This is a genomic window from Gilliamella sp. B2838, from assembly GCF_026536185.1.
Classification (GTDB): domain Bacteria; phylum Pseudomonadota; class Gammaproteobacteria; order Enterobacterales; family Orbaceae; genus Gilliamella.
The window spans coordinates 64,548-84,535 of the sequence record NZ_JAFNOO010000007.1 but is presented as its reverse complement, the minus strand read 5'-3'; the positions used below and the strand labels follow the sequence as shown (position 1 = coordinate 84,535).

The window sequence follows — 19,988 nt, the reverse complement described above, 5'->3', positions numbered from 1 at the left end:
AAGAACAAGTCGATTGGACCGATGCTTTATTAATGGGAAAAAGTCATCGCTATGTCGATAATTAAATTACTTCAAGTTGATAACACGATTAATAAATTAATTCATTTTATAGGATAATCATGCATAAATATATTTTACCTTTTTTATTCACACCATGCTTATCGTTGATTTCGTTAAATGCAACCGCTTTGACTTGTAACGATAATCCTGCTGAGAATTTGGTTTCAGCCAATAACTATATTTTTCAAATTTTAGATTATATTGATTTGCCAACCAAAGGTATTAAGCAAGAAATACGCACTATAGCAACTAAACTTGATAAGGGAAATAGTATCAGTTCTACTGCTAAGCATACCTTAGATTATGACTCGAATGGACTGATAACACAGAGTCAATATGAGCTGTTTTCAAACGAAAATCAACGCGTTTATTCAGAACATCTGCAAAAAACCAATGTTGGATGGGAAAATATTATTGAAGATGTGGAAGATAGAACAAATAGTATCATTCAATTTAAAACCGATAGCCAAGGTAAAATTGTTGAATCGCAACAAGCCAAAAAAGCAGTTGATTTTATCTTTATTGAAACTGACAGCTATCAGTATGATGCGAATAATTGTCTAATTAGTAAAAATGTACAATGGAAAGTTAAAGGTGTTGATGAAAAAGGAAAATTTACTGGTGTAGATCAAAATGGTGGTTCATCTTATACTTTTGCTTACCAGCAACAGCAAGTGGCTAAAGTTTTGTATCAATTTAGTAACAATATGAAAAATGAAAATGATTTTTTATATCAGTTTGATAATAATCACCGTTTAAGCTCAATACAAACTTCTTATTGGTCAAGTGGTAAGAATGTTGCAAATTATATGACTCATTTTTTAACGTTTAATGATAAAAACGATTGGATTACAGCCAGTAAAGTGAAAGTCGATCAAAGTGATAAACAAACTCAAATTAGTAGGCAAATTAGTTATTACTGATCTTTACCGTTCTAACTGAGGGTTATTTATTAAATAACCCTTTTTATTAATTATAAAAATTTTATTTGATTTATATTCGTATAAAAAGAATATAAATTGCATGTAAAGTCCAGGCAAGAGCTAGCCCATAAGTTAGTATTTTTTCACGTTTTGGGTAAATATTAAATTGATGTAATATCGTTAATATCTGTTGTAATCCACACCAAATAGGTAGAGATATCATCAAAAATAAGAATAGTTTTCCTACTTCTGTATTTGCTATTTTTAAGATATAAGAACGCGTTGTTGCATCACCAAAAGGAATAATATAAGCCATTATGATAATAATCACTGGCGAAAAAATTGCTGCCCATATTCCTCCTAAAGCAAACAATCCTTTTGCTACTTTTCCTTGCTTTTTTTGTTCTAAGTGCTGTGTTTGGATTTGTTGATTTTTCATGATGTAAAGACCGTTTATCTTAAAATAAATAACAGTAAGCAAATTGAAATGATGATCGAAACGAACCATAAACCTGCTGTAAGTAGGTAACACTTGGTTGTTTTAGTTGAATTAGCCGAAAAAACTACATTTGGGGCTAAATTAAACCAGTGTATTGAATGGTAAATTGCTCCTAGCAAGGCAATACAATTAAGTACAATCACAAAAGGACTTTGTAAAAAAAAGATAAAACGATAAAACTCATCTTGCCCCATCATATTGGTGTACATACAAATGACCCCGTACATTAATACAAGACTTACCCAAATCATAGAAAAGGGGACCAATTTTTGTATGATAGATAATAGCCAATTTGGTTTTGGTGATAGATTATTAAGATAACTTTCTATAGGATATTGATTGTTATTTTTTTTATTCATAAATTTCTTTACATTGCCTATTTTAAACTAGGTAATTTATTATGTTGGTGTAATTTGAAGTTGGATTATTCATTATAATCGTAAATCCAATTCATGTCGTTAATTTAAGCTTATTTATCATAGCGATTTTCACTATGATTAGGCTTGGCATATCGTGCCGCAAATACAAGTTATTGAATCGTGCGTTTAACTTGTGTTATTAAAAACACAGATTCTTTTATTCATTTGATAAAAGCTAGATGGAAAACATCTTGTCAGATGACACAAAGCAGAATACTAAACTATTTCGATTTACTTAATTTTTTCCTAAACAGATATAATAGAGGTAAAAAAAACAACCATTATTATTCATATAGTTGCACCAATAAAATATCTGTATTAATGATGATTATTAGAATTAATAATTTAGAAAATATCAAATGTTTTCATAAAGATATAGTTAATTATTTTAAGGATAGATGTAATTTAGTATTAACTGTCACAAATTTTATGCAACGGTTAATTATTATTTGTATTTTTTGGATAATTGAATAATATAGCAACAAAACTTACTAACGCGATATTATTTGCATCCTCGATATTATGCTAGTTATAACAAGGATGTTTTGATTTAAACGAAAATGAACAACTCAAGTCATAAAATTCCGGTCGGAATTGTGGGTATTATTAGTGCCATTGGTATTGTCTATGGGGATATCGGTACATCGCCGCTATATGTGCTAAAGTCTATCATTCATGGTTTACCTAATAATCAATGGGCAAACCCTTTCTATATTTTGGGCGCCGTGTCTTGTGTAATTTGGACATTGACTATTCAAACTACCTTAAAATATGTGATTATCACATTGCGAGCTGATAATAAAGGTGAAGGAGGAATTTTATCCTTATATGCTTTAATTCGGCGGCGTTACCAGTGGACATTTATTATTGCAATTATTGGGGCAGCAGCGTTACTAGCCGATGGCGCTATCACACCTGCTATTACCATTATCACTGCAATTGAAGGACTAAATGTTATTTATTCTAGTATTCCAATCATTCCAGTCACCTTACTTTTAATTGCAGTACTATTTTTTATCCAACCTTTTGGCACGGGCTCCTTAGGACGATTTTTTGGCGTTGGCATGCTGATTTGGTTTTCAACATTGGGTATTTTAGGACTGTATCGATTATTGCCGCATTTGAATGTGTTAGCCGCTTTTAATCCTATGTATGCGATAAGATTTATTATTGAAGCGCCCGATGCACTAGTTATCTTAGGTGCTATTTTTATGTGCACAACAGGGGCTGAAGCACTTTATTCTGATTTAGGCCACTGCGGACTGAAAAATATTCGTATTTCTTGGGGATATGTAAAGAGCTGCTTGATTATCAATTATTTGGGGCAAGCGGCGTGGGTGATTTCTCATCCGCAAATAATTGGTCCTGAAGTCAATCCATTTTTTATGATGATGCCAGAGTGGTTTAGATTAACGGGAATTATTATGTCGGCATTGGCTGCGTTTATTGCGTGTCAAGCTTTAATCAGCGGTGCCTTTACCATAATTAGCGAAGCTATTTCATTGGATTTATGGCCAAATGTGCGGGTAAAATATCCAACTTTGATTAAAGGCCAGATGTATATAAGATCAATTAATTATATATTGTTTACCCTTTCTGCATTGATGGTAATAAGCTTCCAATCCTCAATTAATTTAGAAGCGGCTTATGGATTAGCCATTACTCTTAGCATGTTGATGACCACTGTATTGTTATTCTTCTATTTTATGAAAAATAATAAGCCACTTTGGTATAGTGTCCCATTGACATTATTTTTTATGGTAATTGAAATTGGTTTTTTTGTCGCTAATATCCAAAAATTCTTCCATGGTGGGTTTGCCTCTATTTTAATTGCTGGTTTTATATTTATTATTATGTACTCATGGTTTACTGGGCGTCGTTTGAAACGTGAGCATAATTCATTTGTCAAATTAGATGCTGAATATTTATCTAAAATTGTAGCAATTAGCCATGATAAAACTATTGATAAAACCGCAACCCATCTTTTTTACTTAACCCGAGCACAAGGGTTACATGCAGTTGAAAGTAAAATCACTTACTCGTTATTTGAACGAAAACCTAAGCGTGCTGATACATATTGGTTTGTTTCAATTAATCGCATGGATGAACCCTATAAATTTGAGTATCAAGTTGAAGTTTTAGTGCCATATAAAGTTTTTCGTATCGATTTAAATATTGGTTTTAAAGTCGACATGCACGTTGAACAATATGTACAATTAATTGCAACTAGAATGGAGCAACAAAATTTAGTTAATTTGTCATCACGCTATCCTTCAATAAAAGATCAACGAGGAGATAGTTTATATGTTATTGTTGAACGTACATTACGAAATGTTGATGTCAATTTTATCAATCGCCCAATGCTGGCTATTTACTCTTTTATTAAAATGAAATTTACCTCTGATGCTGAAATGTTTGATATCGATCCAACATTAACATTAGTTGAATTTGTGCCAATGATTGCTAACGAGTATGAATCAGACTGTGAAACGTTAAAACAACTTATTGAGCAATCACAGTTGGGAATTACAACTGATCAGGATATTGCAGATGCCATACTCGATACCGATCACAATTGAATTCAACGAAAATTAAAAAATAGCGTACAATAGTCATTATTCAATAAACGTTCATTAATATAGTAGGAAATGAATATGACAGGTAAATTTATTGTCATCGAGGGACTGGAAGGGGCTGGTAAAACCACTGCAATTGATACTGTTGCTCATATTTTAAGTCAGCATAACGTTGGCGATATTCAATTTACTCGTGAACCTGGTGGAACGCCAATTGCAGAAGCACTACGTAATATTATTAAAAATGGTTTAGATAATGAACCTTTGACAGATAAAGCCGAATTATTGATGTTATATGCTGCACGCATTCAACTTATTGAAAATGTGATTAAGCCTGCACTTAAATTGGGGAATTGGGTGATAGGTGATCGACATGATTTGTCGACGCAAGCCTATCAAGGTGGTGGTCGTCAATTAGATGATGTTTTTATTAAAACATTAAAAGATCAGGTGCTTGGCAATTTTAAACCGGATTTGACGCTATATTTGGATATTGAACCTAAAATTGGTTTATTACGAGCAAGATCGAGAGGTGAACTCGATCGGATTGAACAACAGTCTTTATCTTTTTTTGATAGAATACGCGAGCGTTATTTAACACTTGCGGCACAAGATAATACTATTGTAACAATTGATGCTTCACAATCAATTGAAGTAGTGACTAAACAGATTGAAACAGTATTAACTCAATGGTTGTCAACACAGGTTTGATATATATATGATTTTTAATGATTATCCTTGGCTTTCTTTACCTTATCAACAATTAGCTGATAGTATTTTACATCAGCGAGCTCATCATGCTTGGTTAATCAATTATGTACAAGGCAGTGGCGAAGATAAGTTTGTTAGTTTGCTTGCTAATCGTTTGTTGTGTCAATCGTCACATCAGTTAGAACCATGTTTAAACTGTCACAGTTGTCGATTATTTTTATCGCAGCATCATCCTGATTTTTATATAGTCACTAATGAGCAAGGTAAGCAATCCATCGGTATCGATCAAATACGAACGCTTACCACTAAAATTTATGAAAAATCGCAACAGGGTGGTAATAAAGTTATTTGGATTGAGAATGCGGCATTAATGACAGAGGCCGCAGCAAATGCATTATTAAAAACGCTAGAAGAACCCCCTGAAAATACTTATTTTATTTTAAGTAGTGAGCATAATAGTCATTTATTACCGACTATACATAGTCGGTGTTTTCGTTATTTTTTACCTGTTCCTGAATTAGAACAATCTGTTTTGTGGTTAAAAAAACAACACATTCAGCCGTATAATGATAATGAACTTGCCTGTGCATTGTTATTGAGCGAAAATGCACCAATAACAGCTGAAGCGTTATTAGCGCCTGAAAAATGGCAACAACGAAAACTTTTTTGTGAGCAGTTATTAAACGTTTTACCACAAAATGATTATTGGCAATTGGCCAAAACACTTAATAATGAGCAAGTGATTGAATATATAATCTGGTTTTCAAGTTTGTTAAGTGATGCTTTAAAAGCACAGCAAAAAGCGGGACGTTTTATTATTAATCGCGATCAGGTGCCATTGGTAAGGTTATTGGCGAGAATGGATAATGAAAAAATTCTAGCTCTTTATGATTTATGGTTGCAGGCAAGAATATTATTATTATCGGTTACAGGTTTGAATAAAGAATTAATGGTTTATAATGTGCTTGCTCAATCGGAATTAATTAGTCAATGATAAGCTAATTATATTTTGTAACTACATTTTAGTTTGATGTATGTTTAAGTTAAAAGGATAACTGTGAGTTATTTATCTATTGAATTTGGCCTACTTTTTATTGCTTTCTTTGCTTTGTATTGGGGATGCTGTTTTTCACCTAATTTACAAAATAAATTACTATTAATAGCAAGCTATTTGATTGTTGCTAGTTATAGTTGGCTGTTCGCGCTAATTTTGCTTGTTTACACCTGCATTATTTATCTATTTTCACTTGCTATTGCCTCATCACAACGTCATGCAAAGCGATGGCTAATTTTGGCTTTGTGTGTATCGATAATTAATTTAGCTTTATTTAAATATTTTGATTTTTTCCGATATGAATTACAAGCATTACTGAATTTTTGCCATTTACCTATTTTATTACCCGTTATCACCGTACTGATTCCAATCGGAATTTCATTTTATACTTTTCATTCTGTAAGTTACTTAGTATCGGTGCAAAAAAAAGCGTTACCTGTAGCTAAATTTTGGGATTTTGCTCTGTTTTTGTCTTTTTTTCCTAGTATTATTGCCGGTCCAATTAATCGTGCTAAAGATTTCCTGCCTCAAATTGCGGTGAGTCAACCTCGTGAAATATTACAACCGTTTCGAGCTTTTACTTTAATAATTTTAGCCGTGATTAAAGTGTATTGTTTAGGTGGTTTAGTTAGTGAAAACTGGGTAAAACCAATTTTTGCTAATCCATTGGAATTTAATGTTATTGATTTGTTAGTGGGTCTTTATGGTTATGCAATGCAAATCTATTTGAATTTTTCTGGTTATACTGATTTAGTGACAGCAATAGCTTTATTATTAGGTTTTCGTTTACCAATCAATTTCAACTTTCCTTATTTAGCTCTGAATTTACGTGAATTTTGGGAACGTTGGCACATCAGTTTATCGCATTGGATTCGTGATTATATTTATATACCACTAGGTGGTAGTCGAAAAGGATTTATTCGCACACAAATAAATGTCTTGTTAGCGATGTTATTATCTGGGTTATGGCATGGAGCAGGCATTAACTTTATCATTTGGGGTGCGTGTCATGGCATAGGTATTATTGCCCTTAATATTGGTGATCGTTATTTCGGTCGAAATTGGATAACTGCACGTTCACCAATAATAGCAAGGTTAATTACTTGGCATTATGTCTGCTTTACATGGCTATTTTTTAATAGTGAAAGTTTGCCTGATGCCATCGATTATTTAACTGCATTAACACATAACTTCTTTATTGAACCCAATTATATTGGTGCTTTTTTATTTATATGTATTATATTTTTTACTTATCCATTGTTTAAAAATATTCCTGATTGGTTTACTTTGCAATTAGGTAAAATAAAACCATGGTATTTGCCTTTTATTTTTATTTTGATATTGTGGGTTACTATATATATTGCACCATCAGGTGTGCCAAACTTTATTTATGCTAACTTTTAATTATGATGTTAATTCATTATGCTATATAAGAAATCGTTTTCTAAAAATAAGAAAAAAAACAGATCGAATGTGAAACGGCGACGTCATAATACGATCAATAAAAAAGAAGTAGCTAATAAGTCTTATAAAAAGAGAGATGTTGCGGTAAATATCAATACTTGTTTATCAGCAAGATATATTTTTATTTTATTGTTTGTAACTGGAATAGCTTTAATGGTGCTTTATTATAAATCAATACTGATTTATTGGCAGCAAACTTACCATTCTGATCTATTTCATTCTAATACTTTAATACAAGACTCTTTTCCAGAAGAACAAGGTGAAGAATCGAGTGAAGATGCTATAGCTCAAACCCAAGATTCAACTATAACAAAAGATAGTAAACATGAACCACAAGTTGATAAAAATGTAAATCCAATAGAGCAAAGCCATCCTGTTAAACCTATAATTATTCAACCTGATGCGATTAAACGATTAAGTAAAGATAAGATTAAAGATGAAATCTTACCAAAAGATAAATCATTATCAGATAAAAATAAACAGGTTGAAAGTAGTATTAAAAAACCACTTGAAAAATCTAACAAAGCGCCAACGTTATTACCAGCAAAAGAAAAAGATGAATTACCAAAAGTTCAAATACATGATGTCCCGTTGATTCATCAACCGTTGCCAATTGTTTTAACTGAAAATGATAAGGTTTTTTTTGCGGGTGACTCATTAATGCAAGGTGTTGCACCATATGTTAAAAAAATGTTATTCAAACAGTATAAAATAGAAAGTATAGATTTGAGTAAACAAAGCACCGGACTTGCTTATCCCAATGCTTTTGATTGGCCAAAAACTATTAGTGATACACTAGCCGACGATCCTACAATAAAGCTGCTTGTGGTTTTTTTAGGGCCTAATGACCCTTGGGATTTTCCCGTTAAAGGATACGCTAAATACGCGAAATTCAAATCTGAATTATGGGAAGAACAATACCGTTTACGTATAGCCAATATTTTGAGTAATGCTCGTGAACATCATATACAAGTGCTTTGGCTAGCTGCACCATGTATGCGTAAACCTAAATTAAATGATGGCATGGTTTACCTTAATACATTATATAAATCTGAGATTGACAAAACGCAACAGCATTTTTTAACAACCAATGAGTTACTTGGTTGTACATACGAAAAATTCAATAGTTTTATTGAAACAAATAATGAAAAAATAAAAGTAAGGGTGGATGATGGGGTTCATTTTACACCAACTGGCCAAAAAATTCTGGCAAAGGCCATTATGGAAAAAATAATTTTTAAAGAATTAGAGGGTACCCATAGTGATTAAGTTTTTAAAGTATATTCTAGCTATTATTGCGGTGACATTCACTGTTGGATGTAGTGTAGCAGAAAGTACGACCACAACAACTGTATCGGGGATTATTGATTTTGGCGATCCCAACGCTAAACAATTTGCAACACGGTTAAAATCGTTAGCAGCGAACAGAAATAGCGATGATGTTGTTAATATAACCCAATTTGGTGATTCGCATACCGCAGCAGATTTTTTCACTGGTGAATTTAGAACGTTAATGCAAGGCAAATATGGTGATGCGGGTATTGGCTGGATAACGCCTGTTGCAATTAAAGGACAAAGCCATGCAGCGGTTACCTGGAAAAATAAAAATTGGGATGTATTAAGTAGTAGAACACTAAGCAATTTAGATTTTCCTATGGGGGGGTTTATTGCCAAACCGTTGAAGGATTCTGCTGTAATACAAATTTCACCAAAATCATTAGCCAATAAAGATTGGCAAGTAAAATTCACTTTTAAAACATCAAAAAATACGCCTAATGTATTTGGAATTTATGATGTTAATAATAAAAAGATTAATTTTAATTATGTGCCTCAAGCGAATGTGTGGCAAACGGCTTCTATTGTGTCGAAAATGCCTTTAATGATAAAAGGGCAAAATGATGTTGAACTCGGTGGAATATGGTTAACGCGTTATCAACAACCTGGCGTAGTTGTATCGGCTATAGCCACTAATGGCGCTAAGCAAACCATATGGCAAAAATGGAGCCCTAATTGGTTTAAAGAATTAGCTTTATCAAAAACTGATTTAGTGATTCTTGAATATGGGACAAATGAGAGTTTTGATGAAACGTTAGATCCTACTGCTTATCGCAAAAATTTAGTGAATAGTATAAGACAAATTCGTAAATCTTTGCCTGATGCAACGATTTTATTAATGTCACCTCCAGATACCATGGCGAATGAAAAAGATACCCCGAAATCTTTTTCAACAATTAAAAATATTCAAAGACAAGTCGCTAAATCCGAAAAGACATTATTTTGGGATTGGCAACTGGCAATGGGGGGTAAATTTGCAGTTAAAGAGTGGCGACAGCGGGGACTGGCTCGTGCAGATTTAGTTCATCAAACATTACAAGGTTATAAAGAGAGTGCTCGAATGTTTTATGCTGATTTGAATGACTTTGTACAAAAAAAATAGACAAAATTTAAGACTAAAAAGGAATAACTAAGTTATGTCATCTCCAATTATTGTTGCTGTTGATTTTGCTGATGTTAAATCAGCATGGAATTTTATTGATCGTGTTGATCCAAAAGATTGCCGTCTTAAAATTGGCAAAGAGTTATTTACCCATGCCGGGCCTGAATTTATTAAACAAATTATGAATAAAGGCTTTGATATTTTTTTAGATCTTAAATTTCATGATATTCCAAATACGGTAGCTAAAGCCGTCTCTGCCGCTGCCGATTTAGGGGTTTGGATGACTAATGTACACGCAAGTGGTGGTGCTCGCATGATGCAAGCAGCAAAAGATGCACTTTATCCTTATGGTAAACAAGCACCAATATTAATTGCAGTGACAGTATTGACGAGTATGGAGTCTTCTGATCTTCAAGAAATTGGTATTCATGTTTCACCTTTAGAACAGGCGACAAAATTAGCTATACTAGCTAAGAATTGTGGCCTTGATGGCGTCGTATGTTCGGCGAAAGAAGTTCAAAGTTTTAGAACTCGGCTTGGCAGTGATTTTAAATTAGTTACTCCAGGTATTCGTCCAGCCGGTTCGACGCCAGATGATCAACGTCGTATCATGACGCCTCAACGAGCTCAAGCTGCGGGTGCTGATTATCTTGTCATTGGTCGACCAATTACTCAAGCTGAAGATCCTGCTAAGGCATTACAGTCCATTTTAACTACACTTGATTTAACTAAGAGCTAAGCAAAGCATGTCTGATAATCTAGTTGTATATTCAACCGATAAAGGTCGAATAAAACCGAAAGAGACACAATTATCTCGTGATAAAGGTGATGGTATTATTCGTATTCAACGGCAAACTTCGGGGCGTAAAGGCAAGGGTGTTTGTGTGATTTCGGGTTTTGATTTGGATGATGGCCAATTATCAAAGTTAGCAGCAGAACTTAAAAAACGCTGTGGTTGTGGCGGGTCTATCAAAGATGAAACCATCGAGATTCAAGGTGATAAACGAGATTTACTGAAAACATTGTTAGAAGAAAAAGGTTTTAAGGTAAAACTAGCAGGTGGTTAACGTTATTAGCTAAAAAAATAACTCCCATTGTGGGAGTTATTTAATTGCAATTAATTTGAGCGATATGTTCGCATTTTTTTGCTAATATCACGGCGTTCTTTAGAAATTTCAGCATTTTTGATAATATAATCATCAACACGATCATCATAGTCACTTTTCATGTTAGCAATAATCGCTTGAAGCTCTTCGTATGTCATATCAGGCTTAATATATTCACTTAAGTTTTCAAGTAATAGAACGCGTTTTTGGTTGTCACGAATCTTTTTCTCGTTGTCTGCTATTTCACGTTTTAATTTATTTAATCGACGTGATAGACGAATGTACTCTAAAACATCTTGAAACGATGGTGCGCTTGCTTTTTCCTTGTCCATCTGTAACCCCTTATTTCAAAAAAATGGAAAAATATATTAAAGGCAATTATATACTAATAATTTTTCAAGATCATATTAATTATATTTTTAATGTTGTTACGATGGTATGGTGATTTTATTTCGTCATTATGCTGTGATAGATATATTTATTTTTTATAGCTTTTATTTTGATTATTTTTATATTTAAATGCAGATAATTTTCGAAAAAAATTGATTAAAAAGATAAAAGTTAAAACAACTATTAAGAATTATTCCAAAATATTATACAATACCCCGATATTTCTAAAAGCGTATCAAATGAGAGAATCATAATGAGCTGGATTGAGAAAATTCTAAGTAAAAATAATATATCGTCAGATCATAAAAAAGCGAATATTCCTGGTGGTGTTTGGACCAAATGTAGTAACTGTGAGCAAATTATTTATCAAGCTGAATTAGATCGTAACTTAGAGGTATGTCCTAAATGCGATCATCATATGCATATTCCTGCACGTGTAAGATTATATCGGTTTTTAGATGAAGGTTCTGATGTTGAAATTGGATCTGAATTAGCGCCTAAAGATATTCTAAAATTTAAAGATACTAAAAAGTATAAAGATCGCTTATTAGCGGCTCAAAAAGAAACGCACGAAAAAGAAGCTATGGTTGTAATGAAAGGCACTTTATTGGGGATTCCTGTTGTGGTAGCTTGTTTTGAATTTGCTTTTATTGGTGGGTCAATGTCTTCTGTTGTAGGAGCTTTATTTACACGTGCAGCAGAACAAGCCATTGCTGATAAATGCCCATTAATTTGTTTTTCAACTAGTGGTGGTGCTCGCATGCAAGAAGCACTTTTTTCACTCATGCAAATGGCAAAAACAAGTGCAATTTTAGCTAAAATGCAAGATGAAGGTTTACCTTATATTTCGGTGATGACCGATCCTACTATGGGCGGCGTATCAGCAAGTTTAGCTATGCTAGGTGATATTAATATTGCTGAACCTAAGGCATTAATTGGCTTTGCTGGTCCCAGAGTCATTCAGCAAACTGTACGTGAAACCTTACCTGAAGGTTTTCAGCGTAGCGAATTTTTACTTGAAAAAGGCGCGTTAGATATGATCATTCATCGTAAAGACATGCGCTCTAAAATTGCCAGTTTATTAGCTAAATTAATGAAATTACCAAGCCCTTTTTATGATGTCACCAATAATGAGACAAATTAAGTGAGCATACAAAATACGAAACCTAATGCTAAGTCTGATTTACAATCATGGCTTAGTTATTTAGAGCAACTACACCCATTGACCATTGATTTGGGGTTAGATCGTGTTAGAGCCGTTGCTCAAAGGCTTAACTTATTACAACCAGCTCCTTATGTATTTACTGTTGCAGGAACAAATGGTAAAGGCACAACGTGTAAAACACTTGAAATGATATTGCTTGCAGCAGATATGCAAGTAGGTGTGTATAGTTCTCCTCACCTTTTACGTTTTACTGAACGCGTACGAATCAATAATCAAGAATCGACCGAGGCAGAAACAATAAATGCATTTATTGAAATTGAAAATGCTCGAGGTGATATATCACTGACTTATTTTGAATTTGCAACACTTGCGGCTTTATATCAATTTAAGCAAGCCAATTTAGATGTTGTTATTTTAGAAGTCGGGTTAGGTGGGCGTTTTGATGCGACTAATATTGTTGATGCTGATGTGGCTATTATTACTTCGATAGCTATAGATCATGTCGATTATTTAGGTAATACTCGTGAAAGCATTGGTCGAGAAAAAGCAGGTATATTTAAGCCTAAAAGTATTGCTATTGTTGGGGAGCCAGACATTCCTCAATCAATTTTTGATGTGGCAAATACTGTCGATTGTCCTTTATATGCGGTAAACCAAAATTGGTCTTATGAGCAAAAAGATAAAAATGTTTGGGAATTTTATTCTGACAAATATCAATATTCATCTTTAGTGACTCCTCATGTGCCGTTAGCAAATGCAGCCACTGCTATTGCAGCCCTAAATTATTCATCATTTAAGATTGCTGAGCAACAAATAAATGAAGGATTAGGTAAAGCAAGCCTAACGGGACGATTTCAAATTGTAAAAACTCATCCACTTGTTATTTTAGACGTTGCACATAATCCTCATGCAGCTCATTATTTAGCTAATCAGTTAAATTCTTTAAAAACCGAAAATAAGGATATTGGTCGAGTCATGTTTGTAATTGGCATGTTGAAAGATAAGGATATCAAAGGTACATTGTCGTTATTAAATGGAGATGCTTGGTATTGTGCATCACTTTATGGCGATCGAGGATGTGGTTGTGATGTATTAAAACAATATTTAGTCGAGAATAATGCCCAAAACGTTTTAACATTTGATCATGTTTGTGATGCTTACCGAGCAGCACTTCAAGATGCTCTAAAAAATGATATTATTGTGGTATGTGGATCTTTTCATACGGTATCTGCAGTCTTAGCTGAAATTGATGATTAATTTTATGGAAAATAAAAAAAATAATAATAGCACTCCAAATAGGGTTCGAAATCGATGGGTCGGTTTTGCTACTTTATTGTTAATTTTAGCAGCAGTAGCGCCATCGATTTTAACCGATAAATCCAATTTACCCATTTCTTCAACGCCTATTTTACAACCTGAAATTGTTAACCAGCAAAATCAAGTTATGACATCACCAACTGAATCTGGAAGCCAACTTGGTAATCCAAATAATGAGGTTGCTGATATTCCTTATATTCCGGAAGATGACCAAAATTCAAATACATTATCTTCAAATAATATTTCAACAAATGATGATAGTGTTTCATCAGTAAATAATAAGTCAGTTGTATCAAGTCAAGAAACTAAACCTTACATGATTCAACTTACTGCGTTAAAAAATAGACAAAAAATAGAAGAGCTTGTAGCTTTATTACGATTAAATAACTATAACGTTAGGCTAATTCCCAAAAATCCTGAACCCAACCAGCTTATTAAATTGCAGATTGGGCCTTACGCTAAAAGAGAACAAGCAGAACAAGTTATTGTTGATCTAGATACTTTGACAAAACTTAAAGGTATTATAGTGGCTAACTAAATACAGTAACTATAATAAAATAAATTCTTAACATAAGATTGTGAGTGATTATGATGATGAATTGGGTTGATTTTACGATTATTGGGGTCATTGTTTTTTCTGCATTAATTAGCATTGTTCGAGGTTTTGTTCGAGAAGCGTTATCCCTTATCAGTTGGATACTTGCTTTTTTTATTGCTAGCCGATTTTATTCTCATATTACCCAGTATTTGACCTATTTTGATAGTGATGTGGTTAAAATTGCGGTTGCTATTGCTATTTTGTTTATTGCTACATTATTAGTTTGTACTATAGTGTCTTATATTATTGGTCAGTTGGTTCAAAAAACGGGGTTATCAGGTACAGACCGCGTTTTAGGAATTTGTTTTGGTGTGTTACGTGGTATTTTAGTCGTTGCTGCAGTACTTTTCTTTATTGATACTTTTACTCCTTTATCACAATCTCAATATTGGACTCAGTCTCAGCTTATTCCACATTTTCATTTTATTATTCGTTGGTTTTTTGATTATATCCAAAATTCGTCTTCTTTTTTAGCGCATTAGATTTGAGGTAATTGTTATATGTGTGGTGTAGTTGGTATTGTAGGATGTAGTACAGTTAATCAATCAATTTATGATGCTCTAACGGTGTTACAACATCGAGGGCAAGATGCGGCCGGAATCGTTACTATTGATGAACAAAATCGCTTTCGTCTACGTAAGGCTAATGGTTTGGTTAAAGATGTTTTTCAAGAACATCATATGCAACGACTTCAAGGCAAACTGGGTATAGGTCATATTCGTTACCCTACAGCAGGTAGTTCTAGTCCATCCGAAGCTCAACCCTTTTATGTTAATTCACCTTACGGTATTGCGCTTGCGCACAATGGAAATTTGACTAATACCGACCAATTACGCCATAAAGTATTTGAACTTGCACGCCGCCATATCAATACTAATTCGGATTCAGAAGTCTTATTAAATATTTTAGCTAATGAACTGGATAAATTTCCAACTTACCCGTTAACGGCTGATAATATCTTTCAGGCTGTTCATCAAGTACATAATATTATTCAGGGTGCTTATGCCTGTGTTGCTATGATTATTGGACATGGACTTGTTGCTTTTCGTGATCCATATGGTATTCGTCCTTTAGTGATAGGAAAACGCGTACTTGATAATGGTAAAACTGAATATATGGTTGCGTCAGAAAGCGTTGCATTAGATATTCTTGATTTTGAATTGATGCGTGATGTTGAACCAGGGGAAGCTATTTACATTACCCAAGATGGCCAATTTTATGCACAACAATGTGCAGATAACCCCCAATATTATCCATGTATTTTTGAATATGTCTATTTTGCCCGACCTGATTCGCTAATGAATGGGGTATCTGTTTATCAATCTCGCATTTTAATGGGGCAAAAGTTAGGTCAAAAAATAGCGAGAGAATGGAAAGATATCGATATTGATGTCGTTATTCCCATTCCTGAAACCTCATGTGATGCTGCGCTCGAAATTGCACGCATTTTAAATAAACCTTATCGACAAGGATTTGTTAAAAATCGTTATATTGGTCGTACATTTATTATGCCAGGGCAAAGTGCACGTAAACTTTCAGTAAGAAGAAAGCTCAACGCCAATCGTATAGAATTTGAAGGAAAAAATGTTCTTCTGGTAGATGATTCAATTGTACGAGGCACTACGTCAGAAAAGATACTTCAAATGGTACGCTCTTGTGGTGCTAAAAAAGTGTATTTGGCTTCGGCTGCACCAGAAATAAGACACCCTAATGTTTATGGCATCGATATGCCTGTTGCCAGAGAACTTATTGCTTATAATCGTAACGTTGATCAAATCGCTAAAGATATTGGTGCAGATAAACTTATTTTCCAAAACCTTGATGATTTAATTGCTGCGATACGAGAATTAAATCCTAACATTACTCATTTTGAATGTTCGGTCTTTGATGGCAAGTATATTACTCAAGGTATAAATGATACTTATTTGTCACTTTTAGAAAAAAAACGCAACGATGATAAAAAAGTGTTTTGCCAAAAGGAATCGGAAAATTTAGAAATTTATAATGAAGATCAATCGTATAATTGATCAGTTGAAGACATCTCAAAAACAGATAAATTTTTGCTAATTTGTCTGTTTTTTTTATTTATTTTCTATTATTCCCTCTCGATTTTTTTCAATAACAAAAAAGTCATAAAAATAATATTCATATAAATCAATTAATTATAATTTTATGTAAAAGAGCCTTTTAATAATTAAATAATATTAATTACTTGAAAAAAAACAATATTTAATATTTTTACAAAAAAAAATCAAAAAAAAATTATAAAATCATTTTGATAAATGACAGTTTTGTAATATGATCCTACCCAATAAGAGGTTTTGTAAAAAAATCCACAATCTTTAAATAAATTTAAGTATAGAAAAACAATAAATTTGAACTGTAAGTGTACAAGGTTTAATTATAACTATGCTTATTTAGAATAAAAATAACTTGTTACTTTGTAGCAATGTTGCCGGTGAAATATAAGGAATAATTAAGATGAGAAACAATCTTAATTTAAAAGTTATCTCTGCACTAATTGTTATAGCTCTAGGTTGTCAAACAACATGGGCTACGGGTAGTAACACTTCTAGCCCAGTAACTGCTGTTGATAGCAATAAGATAATTGAGTTAAAAGATGGTACTAAAGTTCGTGAAATGGTGAATAACCAACAACGCAGCTTATATCAAATTGCTTTACTAAGTAGTATATCTATTGCTGAATTAAGAGCAATGAACGCTGGTCGTTATGACAAGAAAGATGTGGTTGAGATTGGCGAACGATTGGTTCTTCCTGAAAATTCGCCATTATTACCAGCAATAAAGAAAGTGGATCCTGATAGCCAAAATAAATATGCTAATCTGCCTAAATTAGGATCCGATGATACATATGATCCTAAAGTGGATAGAAGTGCTTTAGCCAGCCAAGTTGCATCAACAATTCAAACTTTAGCAAGTCAAGATTGGAAACAGATAACCTCTCCAGATAATGGCGGTTTGTCAGGTCATATAAAGAGTAAAGCTAAAGATTATGCTGAGGATTATGTCCGCGGTGGTGTTAGAAACCAAGTTGTTGATCCAATCAAAAGTGCAGCACAAGACTTTTTAGGTCGTTTTGGTACTGCGCAATTGCAATTCGATTTAAGCGATAAAGGTACGTTTAATAACGTCAATCTTAAATTGTTTAGCCCTTGGTTGGATACAGAAGATACGTTGATATTTACTCAACTTTCGTTTCAAGAATATGAACATAATCGGCGTATTGGTAACTTTGGTATAGGTCAACGTTGGGATGTAGCAGATAAAAAGTGGTTATTGGGTTATAACGTATTTTTCGACCATGATTTTCAACGATCTCATAACCGTTTAGGGGTAGGTGCTGAAGCTTGGACCGATTACATGAAGTTTGCTGTTAACTATTATCATCCATTATCAGATTGGAAAGAATCTAAAGACTTTGATGATTATTTAGAACGTGCAGCTAGAGGATTTGATATCCGTTTCCAAGGCTATTTACCTCAATATCCACATCTTGGTGGTTCTTTAATGTATGAACAATACTATGGTGATAAAGTCGCATTGTTTGGAAAAGATAATTTGCAAAAAGACCCAAGAGCAATCACGGCTAGTATTGATTATACGCCAGTTCCGCTTTTTACGATCAAAGCTGAACATAAGCGTGGACAAGATAATAAAAAGGCAACTAAAGCTGAATTGACGATGAACTATCGTATTGGTACACCTTTAAAAGATCAGTTGGATCCTGATATGGTTCAGGCTGCTCGTTCAGTTAAAGGTAGCCGTTATGATCTTGTCGATCGTAATAACTATATTGTACTTGAATATAAAGATAAAAAAATGAGCGTCGATCTAGGACTTGAAGCACTTCAGTTACTTGAAGGTGAGTCTTACGGCGTTACTATTGGTGTACATAATGCTAAAGGTTTAAATAGCCTTTCATGGTCTGGTGACATGATGGAAATTGATGCTGGAGGCGGCTTTCTATGCTCTACTGTTGGAATATGTACAGCTTCTAGTTGGATGACGCCTCCTGCTGATACAAATAATTGGAAGATTGTCGCGCCGAATTATGTTGATGCAAACGGTCAGCGTCACCCAATCAGTACTAATGGTAAATATACTTTATCTGTTACAGTGACTGATGGTAAAGGTAAATCGGCGACATCTAACTCTGTTACTTTCGAAGTTTTGCCTAATCCTTCAATGCGCAAAATTGGAGTTTGGGCTGTAGATAAAGGTGGGAATAAAACTGCTTTAGCAATGAATCCAGCAGATGGGCAAAGTGCAATAACCGTATTAGCAACGTTAGTTAAACCAAAGGTTATTAATGGTTCAATTACCTCTGCACAAGATGTAATAGGTTTTAGTGATGATGATTTAATGAATCGTATTCCAGAAACTTTTGATGCAGTATTAAAAGGCTGGACAGCGACTAGTAATGGTAAAAAAATTAGTTTAATTAATGGTGTTTCTGGTAATGTTAACTCTTGTCCGACACAAGAACCTTGTATTATTGTTAAAGGGTTTGAAAAAGTAAAAATGGGACAAAAAGCTTCTTCCAAGTCAGCAACAGCAGCAGGTACAGAGGTCATAGGTGATAGTTATCTTTTAGATGTTGCTTCTAACATTGAAGGTGTTGTTGAGTTTTCTATCACAATTGATCAGTTTGGGACATCGTTCAATAAAGCGATCGTAGATTTCTCTGGCGGTAAAGCAGGAATAGTAAAAGTTTATCGTAGTGATGGTGTATTAGTAGCAAGAAGCGAAGGTCATCTTCTTCAATTTGATCCAAGCGGTCCAAATGAGTGGAAAGTTGATTCTGAATATTATGTAAAAGCTTATCCTATGGGTTACGAAGATGAAGCGCATGAAATTAAAAATCCATTTATAATTTGGTCATTAGTGGGTTCAAATGAGCTTGCATGTCCTGGTAGTAAGGCAACAAGTGCATTACCAGATTTTGTGAAGAACCCTAATGGACCTTGGTTTAATGTCGCTATGGGTGTTGATGCTCATTACACATTAAGAAGTTTAAGAACACAAAGTTATGCGTCTTCTGGAATGAGTATTGAAAAGAGTGAAGGAGCGCCGACTTATTTGAATTTAGCAACACTTAATGCATCGCCATTAGCTTGTGCTGGGGATCAAGGGTTTAAATTGCAAGTCGTTGTTAATTAATAATAGATTTTAGGTTGTCGAAGTTAATCGGCAGCCTATTACTGGGAACACCAACCAAAGTGGTGTATTTATATAAATACAACATGTT

The 19,988-nt window shown here is 33.7% G+C and carries 18 protein-coding genes; 15 read left to right on the top strand and 3 right to left on the bottom strand.

What is annotated here, in order from left to right:
- Positions 1 to 119 precede the first annotated feature (119 nt).
- Positions 120 to 983, top strand: coding sequence for a hypothetical protein (locus J3U63_RS08820; protein ID WP_267371305.1), 864 nt, complete (start codon positions 120 to 122; stop codon positions 981 to 983).
- A gap of 70 nt (positions 984 to 1,053) precedes the next feature.
- On the opposite strand, the gene frdD is transcribed toward J3U63_RS08820, so the two are convergent.
- Together frdD and J3U63_RS08810 are read right to left on the bottom strand one after the other, a co-directional pair.
- A complete protein-coding gene (gene frdD / locus J3U63_RS08815) occupies positions 1,054 to 1,422 on the bottom strand; it encodes a fumarate reductase subunit FrdD (protein WP_267333633.1) in 369 nt (122 codons plus the stop codon).
- A 14-nt stretch (positions 1,423 to 1,436) separates the two neighbouring features.
- On the bottom strand, positions 1,437 to 1,841 hold the full coding sequence (locus tag J3U63_RS08810; protein ID WP_267371302.1) for a hypothetical protein: 405 nt from the start codon (positions 1,839 to 1,841) through the stop codon (positions 1,437 to 1,439).
- A 620-nt stretch (positions 1,842 to 2,461) separates the two neighbouring features.
- Between J3U63_RS08810 and J3U63_RS08805 the strand changes: the two genes are divergently transcribed.
- The 8 genes from J3U63_RS08805 (at position 2,462) to yciH (ending at position 11,210) form a co-directional block, all read left to right on the top strand.
- Positions 2,462 to 4,480: a KUP/HAK/KT family potassium transporter gene (locus J3U63_RS08805; RefSeq protein WP_267371300.1), complete on the top strand. Its 2,019-nt coding sequence runs from the start codon at positions 2,462 to 2,464 to the stop codon at positions 4,478 to 4,480.
- Positions 4,481 to 4,555: 75 nt separating this feature from the next.
- Positions 4,556 to 5,188: a dTMP kinase gene (gene tmk / locus J3U63_RS08800; protein WP_065634222.1), complete on the top strand. Its 633-nt coding sequence runs from the start codon at positions 4,556 to 4,558 to the stop codon at positions 5,186 to 5,188.
- Between the two features lie 7 nt (positions 5,189 to 5,195).
- A complete protein-coding gene (holB, locus tag J3U63_RS08795; protein ID WP_267343995.1) occupies positions 5,196 to 6,182 on the top strand; it encodes a DNA polymerase III subunit delta' in 987 nt (328 codons plus the stop codon).
- Between the two features lie 63 nt (positions 6,183 to 6,245).
- Complete coding sequence (locus tag J3U63_RS08790) at positions 6,246 to 7,646, top strand: MBOAT family O-acyltransferase (protein ID WP_267371297.1); 1,401 nt, start codon at positions 6,246 to 6,248, stop codon at positions 7,644 to 7,646.
- A 69-nt stretch (positions 7,647 to 7,715) separates the two neighbouring features.
- Positions 7,716 to 8,975, top strand: a complete 1,260-nt coding sequence (locus J3U63_RS08785; protein ID WP_267347533.1) for a DUF459 domain-containing protein — start codon at positions 7,716 to 7,718, stop codon at positions 8,973 to 8,975.
- On the top strand, positions 8,968 to 10,143 hold the full coding sequence (locus J3U63_RS08780; protein WP_267333627.1) for a GDSL-type esterase/lipase family protein: 1,176 nt from the start codon (positions 8,968 to 8,970) through the stop codon (positions 10,141 to 10,143). Before J3U63_RS08785 ends, J3U63_RS08780 begins: the two co-directional genes overlap by 8 nt.
- 34 nt (positions 10,144 to 10,177) lie before the next feature.
- A complete protein-coding gene (pyrF, locus tag J3U63_RS08775) occupies positions 10,178 to 10,882 on the top strand; it encodes an orotidine-5'-phosphate decarboxylase (protein WP_065634217.1) in 705 nt (234 codons plus the stop codon).
- Between the two features lie 7 nt (positions 10,883 to 10,889).
- Positions 10,890 to 11,210 carry a stress response translation initiation inhibitor YciH gene (yciH, locus tag J3U63_RS08770; RefSeq protein ID WP_267371296.1) on the top strand — a complete coding sequence of 107 codons (321 nt, stop codon included), beginning with the start codon at positions 10,890 to 10,892 and terminating at the stop codon, positions 11,208 to 11,210.
- A gap of 50 nt (positions 11,211 to 11,260) precedes the next feature.
- On the opposite strand, the gene tmaR is transcribed toward yciH, so the two are convergent.
- Positions 11,261 to 11,581 (bottom strand): PTS system regulator TmaR, encoded by a 321-nt coding sequence (gene tmaR / locus J3U63_RS08765; protein ID WP_065634215.1) that lies wholly within the window; start codon positions 11,579 to 11,581, stop codon positions 11,261 to 11,263.
- Between the two features lie 311 nt (positions 11,582 to 11,892).
- On the opposite strand from tmaR, the gene accD reads away from it, so the two are divergent.
- The 6 genes from accD (at position 11,893) to J3U63_RS08735 (ending at position 19,900) form a co-directional block, all read left to right on the top strand.
- On the top strand, positions 11,893 to 12,783 hold the full coding sequence (accD, locus tag J3U63_RS08760; RefSeq protein WP_065634214.1) for an acetyl-CoA carboxylase, carboxyltransferase subunit beta: 891 nt from the start codon (positions 11,893 to 11,895) through the stop codon (positions 12,781 to 12,783).
- A gap of 6 nt (positions 12,784 to 12,789) precedes the next feature.
- The gene (folC, locus tag J3U63_RS08755; RefSeq protein ID WP_416381306.1) at positions 12,790 to 14,061 is read left to right on the top strand and encodes a bifunctional tetrahydrofolate synthase/dihydrofolate synthase; all 1,272 of its coding nucleotides are present in this window, start codon (positions 12,790 to 12,792) and stop codon (positions 14,059 to 14,061) included.
- 4 nt (positions 14,062 to 14,065) lie between these two features.
- Positions 14,066 to 14,659: an SPOR domain-containing protein gene (locus J3U63_RS08750; RefSeq protein WP_267343991.1), complete on the top strand. Its 594-nt coding sequence runs from the start codon at positions 14,066 to 14,068 to the stop codon at positions 14,657 to 14,659.
- Between the two features lie 56 nt (positions 14,660 to 14,715).
- Positions 14,716 to 15,201: a CvpA family protein gene (locus J3U63_RS08745; protein WP_065634277.1), complete on the top strand. Its 486-nt coding sequence runs from the start codon at positions 14,716 to 14,718 to the stop codon at positions 15,199 to 15,201.
- 18 nt (positions 15,202 to 15,219) lie between these two features.
- Positions 15,220 to 16,746: an amidophosphoribosyltransferase gene (purF, locus tag J3U63_RS08740; protein ID WP_267343990.1), complete on the top strand. Its 1,527-nt coding sequence runs from the start codon at positions 15,220 to 15,222 to the stop codon at positions 16,744 to 16,746.
- Between the two features lie 454 nt (positions 16,747 to 17,200).
- Positions 17,201 to 19,900 carry an inverse autotransporter beta domain-containing protein gene (locus J3U63_RS08735; RefSeq protein ID WP_267347539.1) on the top strand — a complete coding sequence of 900 codons (2,700 nt, stop codon included), beginning with the start codon at positions 17,201 to 17,203 and terminating at the stop codon, positions 19,898 to 19,900.
- Positions 19,901 to 19,988 lie beyond the last annotated feature (88 nt).

Excerpts from the sequence above, each read along its gene's own strand:
- purF (WP_267343990.1), top strand. The coding sequence starts at position 15,220 with ATGTGTGGTGTAGTTGGTATTGTAGGATGTAGTACAGTTAATCAATCA.
- J3U63_RS08820 (WP_267371305.1), top strand. The coding sequence starts at position 120 with ATGCATAAATATATTTTACCTTTTTTATTCACACCATGCTTATCGTTG.
- tmk (WP_065634222.1), top strand. The coding sequence starts at position 4,556 with ATGACAGGTAAATTTATTGTCATCGAGGGACTGGAAGGGGCTGGTAAA.
- pyrF (WP_065634217.1), top strand. The coding sequence starts at position 10,178 with ATGTCATCTCCAATTATTGTTGCTGTTGATTTTGCTGATGTTAAATCA.
- J3U63_RS08750 (WP_267343991.1), top strand. The coding sequence starts at position 14,066 with ATGGAAAATAAAAAAAATAATAATAGCACTCCAAATAGGGTTCGAAAT.
- J3U63_RS08810 (WP_267371302.1), bottom strand. The coding sequence starts at position 1,841 with ATGAATAAAAAAAATAACAATCAATATCCTATAGAAAGTTATCTTAAT.
- J3U63_RS08735 (WP_267347539.1), top strand. The coding sequence starts at position 17,201 with ATGAGAAACAATCTTAATTTAAAAGTTATCTCTGCACTAATTGTTATA.
- tmaR (WP_065634215.1), bottom strand. The coding sequence starts at position 11,581 with ATGGACAAGGAAAAAGCAAGCGCACCATCGTTTCAAGATGTTTTAGAG.
- J3U63_RS08805 (WP_267371300.1), top strand. The coding sequence starts at position 2,462 with ATGAACAACTCAAGTCATAAAATTCCGGTCGGAATTGTGGGTATTATT.
- holB (WP_267343995.1), top strand. The coding sequence starts at position 5,196 with ATGATTTTTAATGATTATCCTTGGCTTTCTTTACCTTATCAACAATTA.
- J3U63_RS08745 (WP_065634277.1), top strand. The coding sequence starts at position 14,716 with ATGAATTGGGTTGATTTTACGATTATTGGGGTCATTGTTTTTTCTGCA.
- frdD (WP_267333633.1), bottom strand. The coding sequence starts at position 1,422 with ATGAAAAATCAACAAATCCAAACACAGCACTTAGAACAAAAAAAGCAA.
- accD (WP_065634214.1), top strand. The coding sequence starts at position 11,893 with ATGAGCTGGATTGAGAAAATTCTAAGTAAAAATAATATATCGTCAGAT.
- yciH (WP_267371296.1), top strand. The coding sequence starts at position 10,890 with ATGTCTGATAATCTAGTTGTATATTCAACCGATAAAGGTCGAATAAAA.